Annotated in this window: 15 protein-coding genes; 10 read left to right on the top strand and 5 right to left on the bottom strand. The window is 40.4% G+C overall.

Going from position 1 to position 15,108, the window contains the following annotated elements:
• The first annotated feature begins 193 nt into the window (after nt 1–193).
• Genes NFU46_RS02545 through NFU46_RS02530 form a run of 4 tightly spaced genes read left to right on the top strand, consistent with a single transcriptional unit; the run spans nt 194 to nt 3,683 of the window.
• Nucleotides 194–1,588, top strand: a complete 1,395-nt coding sequence (locus NFU46_RS02545) for a RimK family protein (RefSeq protein WP_251599373.1) — start codon at nt 194–196, stop codon at nt 1,586–1,588.
• Nucleotides 1,588–2,691, top strand: a complete 1,104-nt coding sequence (locus tag NFU46_RS02540) for a GNAT family N-acetyltransferase/peptidase C39 family protein (protein WP_175082244.1) — start codon at nt 1,588–1,590, stop codon at nt 2,689–2,691. The genes NFU46_RS02545 and NFU46_RS02540 overlap by 1 nt, the downstream gene beginning before the upstream one ends.
• A gap of 30 nt (nt 2,692–2,721) precedes the next feature.
• The gene (locus tag NFU46_RS02535; protein ID WP_054551426.1) at nt 2,722–3,216 is read left to right on the top strand and encodes an MgtC/SapB family protein; all 495 of its coding nucleotides are present in this window, start codon (nt 2,722–2,724) and stop codon (nt 3,214–3,216) included.
• A gap of 26 nt (nt 3,217–3,242) precedes the next feature.
• Nucleotides 3,243–3,683: a GNAT family N-acetyltransferase gene (locus NFU46_RS02530; RefSeq protein ID WP_251599370.1), complete on the top strand. Its 441-nt coding sequence runs from the start codon at nt 3,243–3,245 to the stop codon at nt 3,681–3,683.
• 10 nt (nt 3,684–3,693) lie between these two features.
• Here the strand turns inward: NFU46_RS02530 and NFU46_RS02525 are convergent, their stop codons facing one another.
• On the bottom strand, nt 3,694–4,905 hold the full coding sequence (locus NFU46_RS02525; protein ID WP_175082246.1) for an ATP-binding protein: 1,212 nt from the start codon (nt 4,903–4,905) through the stop codon (nt 3,694–3,696).
• 105 nt (nt 4,906–5,010) lie between these two features.
• Nucleotides 5,011–6,021, bottom strand: coding sequence for a GlxA family transcriptional regulator (locus tag NFU46_RS02520; RefSeq protein WP_062564495.1), 1,011 nt, complete (start codon nt 6,019–6,021; stop codon nt 5,011–5,013).
• Nucleotides 6,022–6,148: 127 nt separating this feature from the next.
• Here NFU46_RS02520 and NFU46_RS02515 point away from each other — a divergent pair, with 127 nt between their 5' ends.
• Entirely contained in the window at nt 6,149–8,047 is a 1,899-nt protein-coding gene (locus NFU46_RS02515) for a beta-ketoacyl synthase (protein WP_251599367.1), read from the top strand.
• A 101-nt stretch (nt 8,048–8,148) separates the two neighbouring features.
• On the top strand, nt 8,149–9,225 hold the full coding sequence (locus NFU46_RS02510; protein ID WP_251599364.1) for an energy transducer TonB: 1,077 nt from the start codon (nt 8,149–8,151) through the stop codon (nt 9,223–9,225).
• Nucleotides 9,226–9,229: 4 nt separating this feature from the next.
• Here NFU46_RS02510 and NFU46_RS02505 read toward each other — a convergent pair whose 3' ends face one another.
• Entirely contained in the window at nt 9,230–9,646 is a 417-nt protein-coding gene (locus tag NFU46_RS02505) for an MgtC/SapB family protein (RefSeq protein ID WP_054561617.1), read from the bottom strand.
• Between the two features lie 227 nt (nt 9,647–9,873).
• Here NFU46_RS02505 and NFU46_RS02500 point away from each other — a divergent pair, with 227 nt between their 5' ends.
• The 3 genes from NFU46_RS02500 (at nt 9,874) to NFU46_RS02490 (ending at nt 12,085) form a co-directional block, all read left to right on the top strand.
• Nucleotides 9,874–11,367 (top strand): BCCT family transporter, encoded by a 1,494-nt coding sequence (locus NFU46_RS02500; protein ID WP_251599361.1) that lies wholly within the window; start codon nt 9,874–9,876, stop codon nt 11,365–11,367.
• Between the two features lie 75 nt (nt 11,368–11,442).
• Nucleotides 11,443–11,787, top strand: a complete 345-nt coding sequence (locus tag NFU46_RS02495) for a hypothetical protein (RefSeq protein WP_251599358.1) — start codon at nt 11,443–11,445, stop codon at nt 11,785–11,787.
• Entirely contained in the window at nt 11,777–12,085 is a 309-nt protein-coding gene (locus NFU46_RS02490; RefSeq protein ID WP_251599355.1) for a hypothetical protein, read from the top strand. The genes NFU46_RS02495 and NFU46_RS02490 overlap by 11 nt, the downstream gene beginning before the upstream one ends.
• Nucleotides 12,086–12,099: 14 nt before the next feature.
• Here NFU46_RS02490 and fghA read toward each other — a convergent pair whose 3' ends face one another.
• Both fghA and NFU46_RS02480 read right to left on the bottom strand, forming a co-directional pair.
• Nucleotides 12,100–12,936 (bottom strand): S-formylglutathione hydrolase, encoded by an 837-nt coding sequence (gene fghA / locus NFU46_RS02485; protein WP_130167173.1) that lies wholly within the window; start codon nt 12,934–12,936, stop codon nt 12,100–12,102.
• A 54-nt stretch (nt 12,937–12,990) separates the two neighbouring features.
• Complete coding sequence (locus tag NFU46_RS02480) at nt 12,991–14,112, bottom strand: S-(hydroxymethyl)glutathione dehydrogenase/class III alcohol dehydrogenase (RefSeq protein WP_135924871.1); 1,122 nt, start codon at nt 14,110–14,112, stop codon at nt 12,991–12,993.
• 110 nt (nt 14,113–14,222) lie between these two features.
• Between NFU46_RS02480 and NFU46_RS02475 the strand changes: the two genes are divergently transcribed.
• The gene (locus NFU46_RS02475) at nt 14,223–15,104 is read left to right on the top strand and encodes a LysR family transcriptional regulator (RefSeq protein ID WP_251599352.1); all 882 of its coding nucleotides are present in this window, start codon (nt 14,223–14,225) and stop codon (nt 15,102–15,104) included.
• The last annotated feature ends 4 nt before the right edge of the window (nt 15,105–15,108 follow it).

The following is a 15,108-nucleotide window of genomic DNA, read 5'->3' as shown; positions in this document are numbered from 1 at the left end:
TCTCGTTGGTCACAAAGCAAAAAAACCTCTATAAATCACATCAAGCTTAAGGCTTATACCAATACGCTTAATTCCCAATTAATGCTTATTGGTATTTCAAGCACCCATCTAGTTAAGTGAAGTTTAGCCTCATGCGTTCACTTAATTGGCTGGGTGTTTTTCATTTTATCTATGGCTTAATTTAGGAAAAGTCGTGTTTAAAACCTTGATTGTGGTTGATAACAATGAGCTACGTATTGCTCAAAATTTCGAAAATGTCATTACCTTTGACACCTACTTACGTGATTACCCAAAACATAATGAGCCAAAAACACGCATTTTAAACTTGTGTGATACAGGGCAGTATTTAAGTAAAGGTTATTATTGTTCTTTGCTTGCTGAAGCAAGAAAGCATCAGGTATTACCAAGTGTAAAAACAATTAATGCGCTACGTAGCGATGAATACAGCACGCGTCATAAAGCGCTTGCTGGTAACACTGTATTTTTTGGCCACACAGATCAAGAACAGCAAAGTAAAGCAACCAAAGCATTATTCTCGCAATATCCTGCGCCTATTTTGGTGTGTGATGAGCAAGGTGTTGTAAAACAAGGCACAATTGCATCATTAGATGACACAGGCTTTACGGAGTTTGTAAAACAACTCAGTAGCTTTACTGAGTCTGTATGGCGCATTCACGATAAAAAACGTCGTTACCGTTGGGATATGGCTATATTGGTTGATCACCAAGAAAAGGTGCCGCCAAGTGATAAAGATGCCATTGCTAAATTTATAAAAGCAGCCGCTAAGCACGGTATTTATGCTCAAGCACTGACATTTGATGAAATTACCAATATTGCACAATTTGATGCGTTATTTATTCGTCAAACCACAGCCATCGACCATCCAACCTATCGTTTAGCGAGTAAAGCACAAAGCTTAGGGTTAGTGGTCATAGATGATGCAGAATCGATACTGCGCTGTTGTAATAAAGTGTATTTGCACGATGCCTTTAATTATCAAAAAGTGCCGAGTTTAAAAACTCACGTTGTGGCTGATACAAGTGAAGAGACAATTGAAAGTTTAGAAGCAAACTTCAGCTACCCACTGGTATTAAAAATGCCAGAAGGCTCTTTCTCAAAAGGCGTATTTAAAGTCGCTAATCGTGATGAGTTAGTTGCTAAGTTAACTGAGCTGTTTGAGTTCAGTGCACTTGTGCTTGCACAAGAGTACATGTACACCGAATACGACTGGCGTGTCGGGGTGTTAAATGGCCGTGCAATTTATGCGTGTCGTTATTTGATGGCCCGTAATCACTGGCAAATTTATAACCATGATGCAAAACGCTTCTTCTCAGGTGGCTTTGAGACCTTGCCAACCTTTGAGCTACCTAAAGTGGTACTTGATGCAGCATTAAAAGCCTGTAAAACAGTGGGTAAAGGTTTGTATGGTGTTGATGTTAAAGAGCATCAAGGTAAAGCATACGTGTTAGAAGTGAATGACAACCCAAGTATCGACCATAAAGTCGAAGATGCCTATTTAGGTGATGAGCTTTATATGATCATTATGGATGAGTTTAAACAACGCCTAGAAGCACGAGGCCGCGGTTAATGAACGCATCTGTTTGTCAAATCCGCTTTGCACAGGCTGCGGATTTGACAGCTCTTGTAGCCATTGAAGAGCAAAGCTTTAGCCAAGATAGATTAAGTAGCCGTAGTTTAAAACGCTGGATCAGCGCAACTCACGGCTTATTGATGGTGGCTGAAGTAGATAATCAACTAGTTGGTTATGGTTTAGTGTGGTGTCACAAAGGGACGCGCCTTGCCCGGTTATATTCACTGGCGGTTTTGCAATCGCAGCAAGGCAAAGGGATTGCTTCACAGATACTTCTTGCGCTTGAAAATGAAACGGCTAAACGGGGCCGTTTATACATGCGCTTAGAAGTTGCGGTAAACAACCAATCAGCAATTCGCTTATATGAAAAACTGGGTTATCAGGTGTTTGGTCATTACAGTGATTATTATGATGACCATAGTGATGCCCATCGAATGCAAAAAAACATTCGTCGTAATATCGAATTTAATGCTGATAAACACACGCCTTGGTACCAGCAAACTACCGAATTTACCTGTGGCCCAGCGGCGTTATTAATGGCAATGTCATCATTGAATGATACCGCAATGAGCCAACTCAAAGAGCTGGATATCTGGCGTGAAGCCACGACTATTTTCATGACTTCAGGGCATGGCGGTTGTCACCCTCTAGGGTTAGCACTTGCAGCAATGAAACGTGGTTTTAAAGCCGATGTTGTTTTAAATACCCGTGATACCTTGTTTATTGATGGTGTAAGAAGTGAAAAGAAAAAAGCCATTTTGCATACCGTACACAATCAGTTTGTAGCCGAAGCGATAGCTGCAAAACTGCCAGTACGCTATCAAGAGTTAACCTTGGCTACCATTGAAGATTGGCTTGCTGAGGGTAAAGCGGTGGTGTTATTGATCAGCACTTATCGATTTGATGGTAAAAAGTCACCCCATTGGGTGTGTGTAACGCATATTGATGAGCATTGCTTGTATGTGCATGACCCGTTTTGTGAAAACGAAAAACAATTGGCGATTGATTGTCAGCATGTACCAATAGCCAAAGCCGACTTTAGCAAAATGGCTAGTTTTGGCTCATCACGGCTCAGTACAGCGATGGCCTTTTATTTATAATTTTGATTGTTAGTTTGATTTGGAAGTGCAGTGACACTGAGTAGTTTATTTGATATTGCCCCTTATTCTTGGTCAGCAATTGGTAGCGCCGCTTTTTGCGGCGCAATTATTGGTATGGAGCGTCAATTACGCGGTAAACCTGTGGGTATTCGAACTTCAGCGCTCATTGTGTTGGGTACTTATTTGTTTCTATCAACAGCGTTTATGTTGCATGGGGAAGATATTGATCATTCACGTGTAGTTGGCCAGATCATTACTGGTATCGGCTTTTTAGGTGCAGGGGTGATGCTTGCAAAAGATGGTGCGGTAGTTGGTGTAACATCTGCTGCAACGATATGGGTATTAGCATCAATTGGTGTTGTTATTGCCACCGACAACTTACTAGCTGCAATAAAACTATCGGTGCTGGTGGTGGGTATTTTATATGGCGTAGATGTACTTGAAGCTAAGTTTAAGAGCTTAGGGCGCGGTGTACATGCTCGTGTAAAACGCTATTCAAAGTTGTATTATCGAAAAGAAAAGTGAAGTTAGATATCAGATTAGAGTGATTCATGGAGCCTTGTTACACAATAAAGCCAGCTAGTTTAGACGATTTGTTACTTGTCGATAGTCAAATTCCTGAGTTTGATGGCCGAAATACCCTCAGTAAATTACAAACAAAGTGTGCGGATGTTGAGCACCTAGCTTTAGTGGCTTATATCGATAATGAGCCTGTGGCCTATAAACTGGGTTATGCGTTAGATTCAAACACTTTCTATAGCTGGCTTGGGGCGGTTGCACCAAAATGTAGAGGGCAGGGCATTGCACAGGCTTTATTAAATGCGCAAGAAGCATGGGTTAAAGTCAACAATTACCGAGCCATAAAGGTTAAGTCTATGAACCGTTTTCCTGCAATGCTGAGTCTGCTTATCAAAAATGGTTATGCCATAGCGGGTTATGAAGACAGAGACAGCCCACAAACTAGTAAGATTTTATTTACGAAAGACATTTAAACTTATTAGCTTACTTAGGCAAGCTAATTAAAAAGTGGGCGCCTACATCACTTTCTTGTACGCAAATATCGCCTTGCAGTTGTTGGCTAACTATTTTCTTCGCTATGCTGAGGCCAAGCCCTATACCTGATTGGTTGTTTTTACCTTTATAAAATGGGGTGAAAATTGAGCTTAGTTCAGTGCTGCTGATACCGGTGCCGTTATCTGTGTAGTGAATTTTTAACACCTCATCAAAATCAAAAATATCAATTTCTATTAAAGGGTCTGTAATATTGTTGAATGCATGCTCAATTGAGTTTTGCAATAAAATAAACAGCACTTGCTTGAGTAAGTCTATATCAACTTCAATTTGGCTATGAGGTTTTTGATAATTAATATCTAATTTAATACCGCGATGTTTTATTTGCTCATCTAAGTGCTTATACAATGACTCAGAGAGTTGCTCTAACGTCATGATTGTTTTACTTGATTGTGACTTGGTATAAAGCAAATCTTGTAAAATACGTATTTTATAAGCAGATGAAGTTAAGTTTCTGTCTAGGAGTTCGTTGGTATTTAATAAAGTCTCTAAAGTATTTTGCAGCGTTTGTTGGCTAAGTCGTTTTTTTATAAGTCTGGTTTGTGTTTCTTTGACAGCAAGCCGGGTAACATCAACTGCTGTAATACAGTTACCAAGTGGTGTGTTGAGCTCGTGGGCTATTCCTCTAATTAAAGTGGCCAGTTCAGCAAATTGTTGTTGTTCAAACGCTTGTTTTTGCTGATGCAATAATTTCAGTTGGGTTTCGAAGCTTTGCTTAATGGTTTCGAGTAGCTTTATCACGGGCTCGTTGTATTCATGGGGTTTGCTATCAAGGATACATATCGTGCCAAATGGGGTAGTGTCTCCTGCACATATAGGTAAACCTAAATAAGAAATCATATTAAGCTTGATATCTGGATTTTCTTTCCAGTCTTCATCAATAAGTGCGTTGGGAATATTCAGTAAGTTTTGTGTTTTTACGACATGCTCACAATAAAGGCCTGAATCTTCTAACTCTTCACTGTCACCAATTTCATAAGGATTATCTTGGTTATTGTTTTTTGAAAACACACTAATAATATTATTTTCTACCTTCATTACTAAGGCGACGGGCACATCAGCAAAAAGGGCTAAAACTTCGAGGGTTTTATTCCAACTTTGCACTAACTCATCATAATCAAGCTGATACATTTTTAGACTCAAACAAATACCTATACAACTAACTAAAAGCTTAGTAATAATTTTTAATTCAGCAACTTAAATATGATTAATCTGACCTTGGATTAGAACATTTCCGGCATTTTAGCTTTATCCAAATAGTTTTCGTCTAACGACTGTGCGATATTCACTAGGTGTTTGTGAAAGCACTTTCTTGAATACCCGTGTTAAGTGACCTTGGTCGTTATAACCAACTTCCAGTGCAACTTCTTGAATAGACAAATTTGAAGAGGCTAATAACTCTTTTGCAGTTTGTACCCGCAACTGTTGCCAATACTCCACAGGAGTTTGGCTGGTGGCTTGGCGAAAACGGCGAGTAAAAGTACGGTAGCTTAAACTAAATTGTGCTGCAATTTCTTGCAGAGTCAGTTCAGAGGTTAAATTGTTTTTTAGCCAAAATTGAATTTGTGCGATGAGTTCATCTGGGTGTTTATCGACGGCACCCTCAAGGTAGCGCTGATCTTCATAGGGCTTACGAATTTCATGGGAGAAATTACGCTCAACATGTTGTGCCGCTTCTCGTCCGTAATATTGACTAATAATATGCACAATAACATCGGCAAGGGCATTTAAACTCGCAACTGTATACATGCGCTCAGATTGTGTGATGAAAAAATCAGGCTTAAGCTGCACTTTAGGGTAGTCACGTTTAAATTGCTCTGCGTAATGCCAGTGAGTGGTAGCAGGGTGGCCATCCAATAAGCCTGCTTCTGCAACTAAACAATTACCAGTGCCTACACCAATGATATGACTGCCTTGTTGCCAAGATTCACCGAGCCAGTTCACCAAACTTTGTTGTTTGCTCACCACAGGACGCGGGTTTCGCCAAATCCCAGGCACAATAATCAAGTCACTAACAGGCGCTGTGACGGTTTCGCAATCGGGCATAATTGAAAGCCCAGTACGATTAGGGATCGCTTTTAGGCTACTTGCCACTAAATTGATGTTTAGAGGTTTAAATTCGTTCTGCTGACGATGGCTTTTTGCAAAGGCCTCACCAGCTCTGAGCATTTCGATAGGCAAGGTTAAACTGGTTATTAGTAAATGGGGATAAACCAAAATACTAATTTCAATGGCTTTTACTTGTTGAAGTTTCGTCACTCAAATTGCTCCGACCAGTTGTTTTTGGCCTATTGTGCATGTTATTTGGCTATTTAAGCATAAAGCGTGTTAATTAATCCATTTAAACTTGGCTTAATTCTCATAACACGTTTTCTCAAGGTTTTTTATGACAGCATTACCCGTTATTGTTGGTATGGGTGGTATTAATGCCGCTGGCCGCACTTCTTTTCATCAAGGTTATCGTCGTATCGTGTTAGACAGCTTGGACGCTAAAGCCCGTCAGGAGACATTTTTAGGCTTAGCGACATTAATGAACTTAGTCACTCTTACTGAAGGTGTACTTAAAGATGCCCAAGGCAATACCATTGCCGAATCAGACATCGAAGCTAAGTTCGGTGAAGAAATTTTAGCTGGCACACTTATTCGTAAAATTGAAAAAAACCACTTCGATGTGGATGCGACACCATGGCAGCAAAAAATGACGTTAACAGCGTCAGGTGAACAGCAGATTGTTTTTGAAACGCGCCGCCGTGATTTACCAACTCCAGTACCAAGTGCTTGGCAGGTTGAAGAATTAACTGATAAAAAAGTTAAAGTCACAATTAGTGCTGATTTTGCTATTAAACATGACAGTACGCGCGATAATCCAATTAAAGCGGCCGGTCAATTACCAACAGGTTTTGAACCTTCGGCTATGTATAACAGCCGTTATCAACCAAGAGGCTTGCAAGCGACTATCTTTGCCGCAACCGATGCGATTCGTTCGACAGGTCTGCCATGGCAGCAGGTAATGAATAGCGTTGAGCCTGATCAAATTGGCACTTACTCAGCTTCTGTGGCTGGTCAAGTTGATGATGAAGGATTTGGTGGACTTATTCGTGCGCGTCAGCAGGGCGACCGTGTGAGTACAAAACAGCTTGCACTTGGCTTAAACACTATGTCGACTGACTTTATCAACGCTTATGTAACAGGCAATGTGGGTACAACCTTTACTACATCAGGTGCATGTGCAACGTTTTTATATAACCTACGTGCTGCAGTAAACGATATTCAAGCGGGTCGTACGCGTGTAGCTATTGTGGCGTCTGTTGAGTGTGCTATTACACCCGAAATCGTTGAAGGTTTTGGTAATATGAGCGCACTTGCAAATGAAGAGGGCCTAAAGCGCCTTGATAATACAGATGTGGTTGATCATCGCCGTACCAGCCGTCCATTTGGTGAAAACTGTGGTTTTACAATTGGTGAAGGCGCACAAGTTGCTATATTAATGGATGATGCATTGGCATTAGAGTTAGGCGCTGATGTGTTAGGCAGCGTTGCAGATGTGTTCGTTAATGCCGATGGTATTAAAAAATCAATTACAGCCCCGGGCCCAGGTAACTACATCACGATGGCAAAATCTGTTGCACTAGCAAACAGTATTGTTGGCCAAGAGGCGGTACAAAAGCGTAGCTTTATTTTGGCACATGGCTCAAGTACACCACAAAACCGCGTAACAGAATCACTGATCTATCATAAAGTGGCAGAAACATTTGCAATTGATAATTGGAAGGTTGCTGCGCCTAAAGCGTATGTTGGCCATACCATTGCTCCAGCTAGTGGTGACCAATTAGCTATGGCATTAGGTGTGTTTAGTCACAACATTATGCCGGGTATTACGACAATCGATAAAGTGGCAGATGATGTGTATAGCGAGCATTTAGACATTCGTACTGAACACTATCAATGTGATGCAATGGATATTGCCTTCATTAACTCAAAAGGCTTTGGTGGTAATAACGCAACGGCGACTGTGTTATCACCGGCAATTACATTAAAGATGCTTGCAAAGCGTCATGGTGATGAGGTTATGGCGCAATATCAAGACCGTCATACTCAGGTAGCCAAAGCGCAAGCTGACTATCAACAACACGCTGATTTAGGTCATTATGAGCTAATTTATCGTTTTGGTGATGGCCTAATTGATGAAAATGGCATTGAAATTAGTGAAGATTCAATGACAATCCCAGGTTTTGATAAAAAAGTTTTATTATCAAAACCAAACCCTTATCAGGATATGTTTTAAGATCAAGGCATGTTTAAGCACATTCTTGACAGCAAGGCGCTTTTAAAGCGCCTTTTTTAGTGCTATAAATGTTCCTATCTAAGGGATTTGGAGCCATTATCATGATTAAATTCACTAAACTCGCAGCACTTTGTTCACTTATCGCATTACCAACACACGCCTTAGCACGAGACGTCAATGACTTAGGTGTTGATGTTCAAGCTGCTACCTCTGCCTATATTGTTAAAAATTCAAACAAACGTTACCCAGGTAGTTATAACGGCTCTCGTCTAGAAGGCTGGGCATTAATGTCTTATGTGGTTGATACACAAGGTAAGGCAAAAGACATTGAAGTGATCATGGCATCTGATACTCGGGGTAGTGAAGAAAATGCAGAGAAATACTTAACCAACTTAGAGTTTGCACCTGCCACAAAAGAAGGCAAAACCGTAGAAGGGGGTTACCTGTTTTCATTTGAAGTAGGTAAGTATTTTAATGGTTACTCAAATGATAAAGCGAGCCGTGGTTTTATTAATGAATACGATGAAATCAATAAAATGCTGCAAGCAAAAGAGTTTAAAAAAGCTGAGCAAGCATTGGTTGAGTTATATAAAAACCATACTAAAAACACTTCAGAACAAGCATTATTTGCATGGTTGAAAAGCCAATATTATTATCATCAACAGCAATGGTTTGGCTTTGATGAGCAGTTGTCTGTAGCCTATTTACTGCGAGCTAAGTTACCAACAGATATACAATATCTAGTCGCTAAAAGTGCTCTACAATGGTACAGCTTCAAGGGCGATTTTAATCTTGCTTACAATGCTATTTATGCGTTAGATAATATCGAGGGTAAACAGTTTTCAGAAGAAAACAAACTTGCCACTATCAAGCAAATTGATGACCTATTGGCGCGAACACCGCAGATTAATTCACAAATCAATGTTTCAAAAGATAAGCTGTCATATTTATCTTTATCTCGCGGTTCAATCAAAATTGAAGGCGCGAGCGATGTTTCTAAATTACAGATCCGCTGTGCAGATCAAGTCATTGACCTTGAAGCAAGTGAATCGGTTAATTATGTCATTGATGAGCAAAGCAGACGTTGCGGTTTATTAGTAAAATCTGCAAGCCCTGCTGAGATTAAAGTTAAACAAACTGGCTATGCTATCGTTAACTCAAAATATGACGCGAGTTAATTATTTACTTTAAGCGCTTAACATATCTTAGTGTTACGAAATTAATCAACGCCATTAAAAAGGCGATTTCGTAACGACTAAATGCCACTGCAATACCAATAAGTCCCATGTTCCAAATACTGGCTGCAGTGGCTGTTCCATAGGTAGAGTTTTTGTTCTTCAAAATGGCACCACCGCCAATAAAGCCAATACCTGTGATAATCCCTTCGAGTACTTTTGATTCTGCCTCTGAACTTGTTAAAACAGACATGCCCACTAATGCATAACCACATGATGCAACAGCGACTAATGGAAATGTTCGTAGACCTGCACCATTACTGGTTTTTTCTCGATCAAAAGCCATTGGAAGGGCAAGTAAATAGGCAATACCTAGATGAATTAAATTATCGAGAATTTCATACCAATCAATATTAAAGTCCATGCTTTGCTCCTTGCTATAAAGATTATGATAGCTTTGCAATTTCAATACCCGATCAACAAATTAAATAAAATGAGGAAACTAGGGACATGTAGCCGGGTTTTTAAAAGCATGCGTTGCTATAATTTGCGATTTTTACGCAGAGCTATGTCATTTTTTCAGCCTTTTGGCTGTTTGAATTTCAGCCATGCTAACAGTATGCTAAACACGCTGACAAAATAGGCTTCACATTGAAACATTCCATCTCCTCTGTTGAAAAAACCGCGCTTGTACTGTGTATGTTTGGTGCACTGATTGCTGTGATTTTGCCTGATGTTATCACTGAGCAAGTTCAGCCGTTTGTACAAATGCTGTTAAAATGGACTGGTAGTAGCTTTTTCTTATTGGTGAATTTTTTATTGTTTGCCATCATTATTTTAGCCATTAGCCCACTCGGTAGCCGTAAAGTAGGTGGTGAGCAGGCTTTTGTTGAGTATTCAAACTTTGGCTGGTTTGCCATGTTGTTTGCAGCAGGAATGGGCTCTGGCTTGGTTTTTTGGGGCGTAGCAGAGCCTGCGTTACATTCTCTCGACCCACCACTTAAACAAAGCTTATATCCAGATAGGCTAGCCAGTAGCCTCGCTTTAACCCTAGTGAATTGGGGCGCTCATGCTTGGGCACTTTATGCTGTATTTGCGCTGGTGCTTGGGGGATTAACGCAATACAGTGGGAAGTCAGGAGATATTTGTGCCCCTGTTTTAACGGCGCTTGGTAATCGCATTGATAAGTCTGCAAAATTTACTGTGTCGTTTATTGTAAAGTTAATTGCGGTAATCGCTATTTTTTTTGGTGTCGTCGGCACCATAGCTAATTCCACTTTATTGATCAGTAAAGGCGTTGAAATAGAGTTGGGGGTTACTTCAACTTTATTAGTGGGTTCATTAATCGTTTGTTTGTTAGCAGTTATTTATTCGCTGTCGGTTAAATTTGGATTACGACGCGGGGTACAGTCACTAAGTATATTTAACGTACTTCTGGCATTTAGTCTGCTTTTTTGGTTGCTACTAGTGGTGCCAATTGAGCCTATTATAAAGATTGCTTTAGATGGAACAGGCTACTATTTACAGTTGCTTGCAACTGGCACTTGGCAATTCGATAGCCAATTAAAAGCGCCGGACTGGGCGGCTCATTGGACATATAACTATTATTTTTGGTGGTTAGCGTGGGGGCCATTTGTTGGTGTGTTCCTAGCCAAAATTAGCCAGGGGCGTAAAGTTTGGCAATTTATTTTGGCGGTTGTGTGTATTCCAACTTTAGTGACTATTATTTGGTTTGCGACCTTTTCGGGGGCAGCAATTGAATGGGATAGACTTAACCAAGCGGGAATTTTAGTTGCTATAAAACAAGATTACAGCCAAGGCTTATTTGTATTTTTTAATCAACTAGACTGGCAAGGAACCGTGTTTATTTGGTTAAGCTTATTACTACTATTGATATTTGTTGCCACATCCGCTGACTCTGCGATTTTAGTCATAAGAGAGCTGGTTGACTCTGAGCAAAGTAACCGTGTGACACTCTACGCATGGTGTTTAGCATTATTTATATGTAGCTTTGCATTATTGCTGCTACAAGATGAGCCATTAAATCGTAGCGTTGCAATTTTAGGCGCTTTACCTTTCTTGTTAATATTCCTATTGCAGTTAGTTGGGTTTCTAAAAGAGTTTATTCGCGATATTTGTGATTAATCTACAGTTTTTTACAGTTAAATTACGCGTTTGTTATTATGCTTAGAAAATAAGCTTAAGTGTATTGGAGGACCGATGCTTAAATCTTTGTACGTAATACTATCAGTTAGTTTACTCATTGGCTGTACTACAGTTGGCTTAGTTGCAGATGGAATTGGCGGGCGCACGAGTCAAGCACAGCCGGCAAGCGCTTATGCTGATAAAAAAGATAATGACCGAATTAACTATGGTATGACCATGACAATGCTAGGTTATGAAATCGACAAAGCGATTATTGAAGGCCTAGAGAGCGATAGTAAAGACAAAGACGTTGAGCTTAAATGTCGTCAAATTAGTCGCGCAGTAAAAGAATGTGTTGAGGTTAAAGCTGAGCGAAAAAAAAGACCTACATTAATGGATAGTTTTAACAATGAAGATTAGCTTTTCAAAACTTGTTATTTGCTTAGTTAGCTACCAATTAGTGGGGTGTACAGTGGCGGGGTCAATAGTCGATGGCTATGCAAAAAACTCACAACCAACAAATCTTGCAACTACAAATGCAAATCAAACTAACAGTACTGTAACCGATGCTGAAGGCTTTTCATTCGCAAAGTTAGGCTTTGAAATTGATAGCGCTGTTATTGGTTTACTCAAACCAAAAGAACAACAACCGCAATTAGTTTGCAGGCAAATTACACGCAGTATTAAAGAGTGTGAGGAAGTTAAGCCCCCACACTAAAAATTAAGTATTAATCACAGATACTTTTGATGAAACATCAGGTGTTCGTCAATAAAGCTGCTGATAAAGAAGTAACTATGATCATAACCCGCGTGCATGTTGATCTCAGCTGGGTAATCTTTTTCGTTTACGACAGCAAATAAGTTCTCAGTTTTGAGTTGCTCAGTTAAGAAGTTATCGGCCTCACCTTGATCAATACGCATCGGTAAATAATCATCAGCGACGGCATTTTTCATTAATTCACAGCTGTCGTATTCAAGCCAACTTGCTTTATCACTACCTAGGTAATTACTGAACGCTTTTTCACCCCAAGGGCAATTAATCGGGTTCACAATCGGGCTAAAAGCACTGGCGCTGACGTATTGTTTAGGGTTTTTAAGTGCAATCATCAATGCGCCGTGACCACCCATAGAATGACCAGCAATGGCTTTTTTGGTCGTCACAGGGAAGTGCGCTTCGATAAGTGCAGGTAACTCAGAAACCACATAGTCGTACATGTTGTAGTGCACATTGTAAGGCGCTTGAGTCGCATTGACATAAAAACCAGCACCTTGACCAAAATCGTAGTTTTCGTCGTCAGGCACATTTTCACCGCGCGGGCTAGTATCTGGAGCGACAATCGCAATACCTAGTTCAGCCGCTTTTTTAAATGCTCCGGCTTTTTGCATAAAGTTTTCATCTGTACAAGTTAAACCTGACAACCAATACATCACTGGCACTTTATTCGTTTCGCTGGCACCTGGCGGTAAAAAAATCGCAAAGCGCATAGCACAATGTGTGCTGCTAGCTTGGTGGGTATATTGTTTATGCCAGCCACCGCTGACTTTTGTTGAGCTTATGTTTTCTAGCATAACCAAATCCTTGAAACAAAGGCGCTAGGTATCAACCTAGCGCTAAATTAAAGATTAATAATGAATAACTGAGCGGATGCTCTTACCTTCGTGCATTAAGTCGAAAGCTTCATTGATATCTTCAAGTTTCATGGTGTGTGTGATGAAATCGTTTAACGCAAACTCACCGTTCATATAGCGCTCAACAATCTCTGGTAATTCAGAGCGACCTTTAACGCCACCAAATGCACTACCGCGCCATACACGACCTGTTACTAGTTGGAAAGGACGAGTAGAGATCTCTTGGCCTGCACCTGCAACACCAATGATTACTGATTCACCCCAACCTTTGTGACAACATTCAAGAGCAGAGCGCATTACATTAACGTTACCGATACATTCAAATGAGAAATCAACACCGCCGTCAGTCATTTCAACGATAACTTCTTGGATTGGTTTGTCGAAGTCATTTGGATTGATTAAATCAGTTGCACCTAGTTTAGTAGCAAGATCAAACTTACTGGTGTTGATATCAACACCAATGATACGGCTTGCACCCGCCATTTTTGCACCGATAATCGCCGATAAACCGATACCACCTAAGCCAAAAATAGCCACTGTATCGCCTTTTTGAACTTTTGCTGTTTTAGTAACAGCACCCATGCCGGTTGTTACACCACAACCAAGTAAACAAATTTCTTCAAGAGGCGCTTCTTTGCTTACTTTAGCAAGTGAAATCTCAGGTAATACAGTGTACTCAGAGAAGGTCGAGCAACCCATGTAGTGATAAATTGGTTGACCATCTTTATAAAAACGCGTTGTGCCATCTGGCATTAAACCTTTACCTTGCGTTTCACGTACTGCAGAGCATAAATTTGTTTTGCCCGATTTACACATTTTACACTCGCCACATTCAGCAGTGTAAAGAGGAATAACATGATCGCCTACTTCAACATGTGTTACACCTTCACCTACGGCTTCAACAATACCGCCACCTTCATGGCCAAGGATTGCTGGGAAAATACCTTCAGGGTCTTCACCAGATAAAGTAAATGCATCGGTATGACAAACACCTGTAGCAACAATCTTTACAAGCACTTCGCCTTTTTTAGGCATCATTACATCCACTTCTTCAATTGATAGTGGTTGATTTGGACCCCAAGCGATAGCCGCTTTTGATTTGATAAAATCAGTCATAACGTTCCCTTATAGTTGTTGGAAGTAAGTATTAAACTTAGTCTATTTTATTTGTTTCTCAATGAATGATAATCTTCGTTTTATTAAAACACTTTTACAGTATGGTAATAATGAATCGTTGGCACGGAATTGATGAGTTTTTAGCGGTAGCAGAAACAGGCAGTTTTACAAAAGCAAGTAAACTACTGGGTATGTCAGTGGCCCATGTAAGCCGGTATGTGAGTCAATTAGAAGAGCGATTAAACACACAATTGTTAACCCGAACAACCCGTAAAGTGGTGCTAACGCAAGAAGGGCAGGTGTTTGCGCATCAAACTAAACAATTACAGCATGCCATGGATGATGCCACGGCACTGCTTGCAGAGCAGCAACTGACACCAAAAGGTAGTATAAAACTAACAGCTCCTGTGATGTATGGTGAAAGTTTCATCATGCCTGCGGTACATTCGTTTATGCAAAAGCACCCAGATATTGAAGTGATCAGCTATTTAAGCAATGAACAAGTCAATCTACTAGAAGATGGGTATGATCTCGCTATTCGCCTTGGTCATTTAAAAGATTCATCTTTAAAAGCACGGCGCATTAGTCAGCGCAGGCTTGTTATTTGTTGTAGCCCTGAATATATCAATAAATTCGGCCAACCACACAGTGTGAGTGAATTACATCAGCACAATTGCCTGATTGGTAATAACAGTTACTGGCGGGTAAAAGAGCAGGGCCAAGACAAGCACATCAAAGTGGCTGGACGTTTAGCCTGTAACAGTGGTTGGGCATTGGTTGACGCTGCAATAAAAGGGTTAGGCATCGTGCAATTACCAGATTACTATGTCAATGATCACCTAGCCGATGGCAGGTTGAGTGCTGTACTTTCGAATGTTGCACCGGCACCTGAAGGGGTATGGGGGGTGTATCCACCAAGGCAGTTTATCGCAACCAATGTAAAAGCATTACTTGACCATTTGGTTGCTACTGTTCAAGTATCAGATTTATAATTAT

The sequence above is a fragment of the Pseudoalteromonas sp. NCCP-2140 genome (assembly GCF_023708065.1).
GTDB lineage: Bacteria > Pseudomonadota > Gammaproteobacteria > Enterobacterales > Alteromonadaceae > Pseudoalteromonas.
The sequence above is the reverse complement of the archived record's forward strand: the minus strand, read 5'-3'. Positions and strand labels throughout refer to the sequence as shown.

Coding starts and splice junctions, on each gene's coding strand:
- NFU46_RS02540 (WP_175082244.1), top strand. CDS start 1,588: ATGAACGCATCTGTTTGTCAAATCCGCTTTGCACAGGCTGCGGATTTG.
- NFU46_RS02530 (WP_251599370.1), top strand. CDS start 3,243: ATGGAGCCTTGTTACACAATAAAGCCAGCTAGTTTAGACGATTTGTTA.
- NFU46_RS02515 (WP_251599367.1), top strand. CDS start 6,149: ATGACAGCATTACCCGTTATTGTTGGTATGGGTGGTATTAATGCCGCT.
- NFU46_RS02510 (WP_251599364.1), top strand. CDS start 8,149: ATGATTAAATTCACTAAACTCGCAGCACTTTGTTCACTTATCGCATTA.
- NFU46_RS02505 (WP_054561617.1), bottom strand. CDS start 9,646: ATGGACTTTAATATTGATTGGTATGAAATTCTCGATAATTTAATTCAT.
- NFU46_RS02495 (WP_251599358.1), top strand. CDS start 11,443: ATGCTTAAATCTTTGTACGTAATACTATCAGTTAGTTTACTCATTGGC.
- NFU46_RS02490 (WP_251599355.1), top strand. CDS start 11,777: ATGAAGATTAGCTTTTCAAAACTTGTTATTTGCTTAGTTAGCTACCAA.
- fghA (WP_130167173.1), bottom strand. CDS start 12,936: ATGCTAGAAAACATAAGCTCAACAAAAGTCAGCGGTGGCTGGCATAAA.
- NFU46_RS02480 (WP_135924871.1), bottom strand. CDS start 14,112: ATGACTGATTTTATCAAATCAAAAGCGGCTATCGCTTGGGGTCCAAAT.
- NFU46_RS02475 (WP_251599352.1), top strand. CDS start 14,223: ATGAATCGTTGGCACGGAATTGATGAGTTTTTAGCGGTAGCAGAAACA.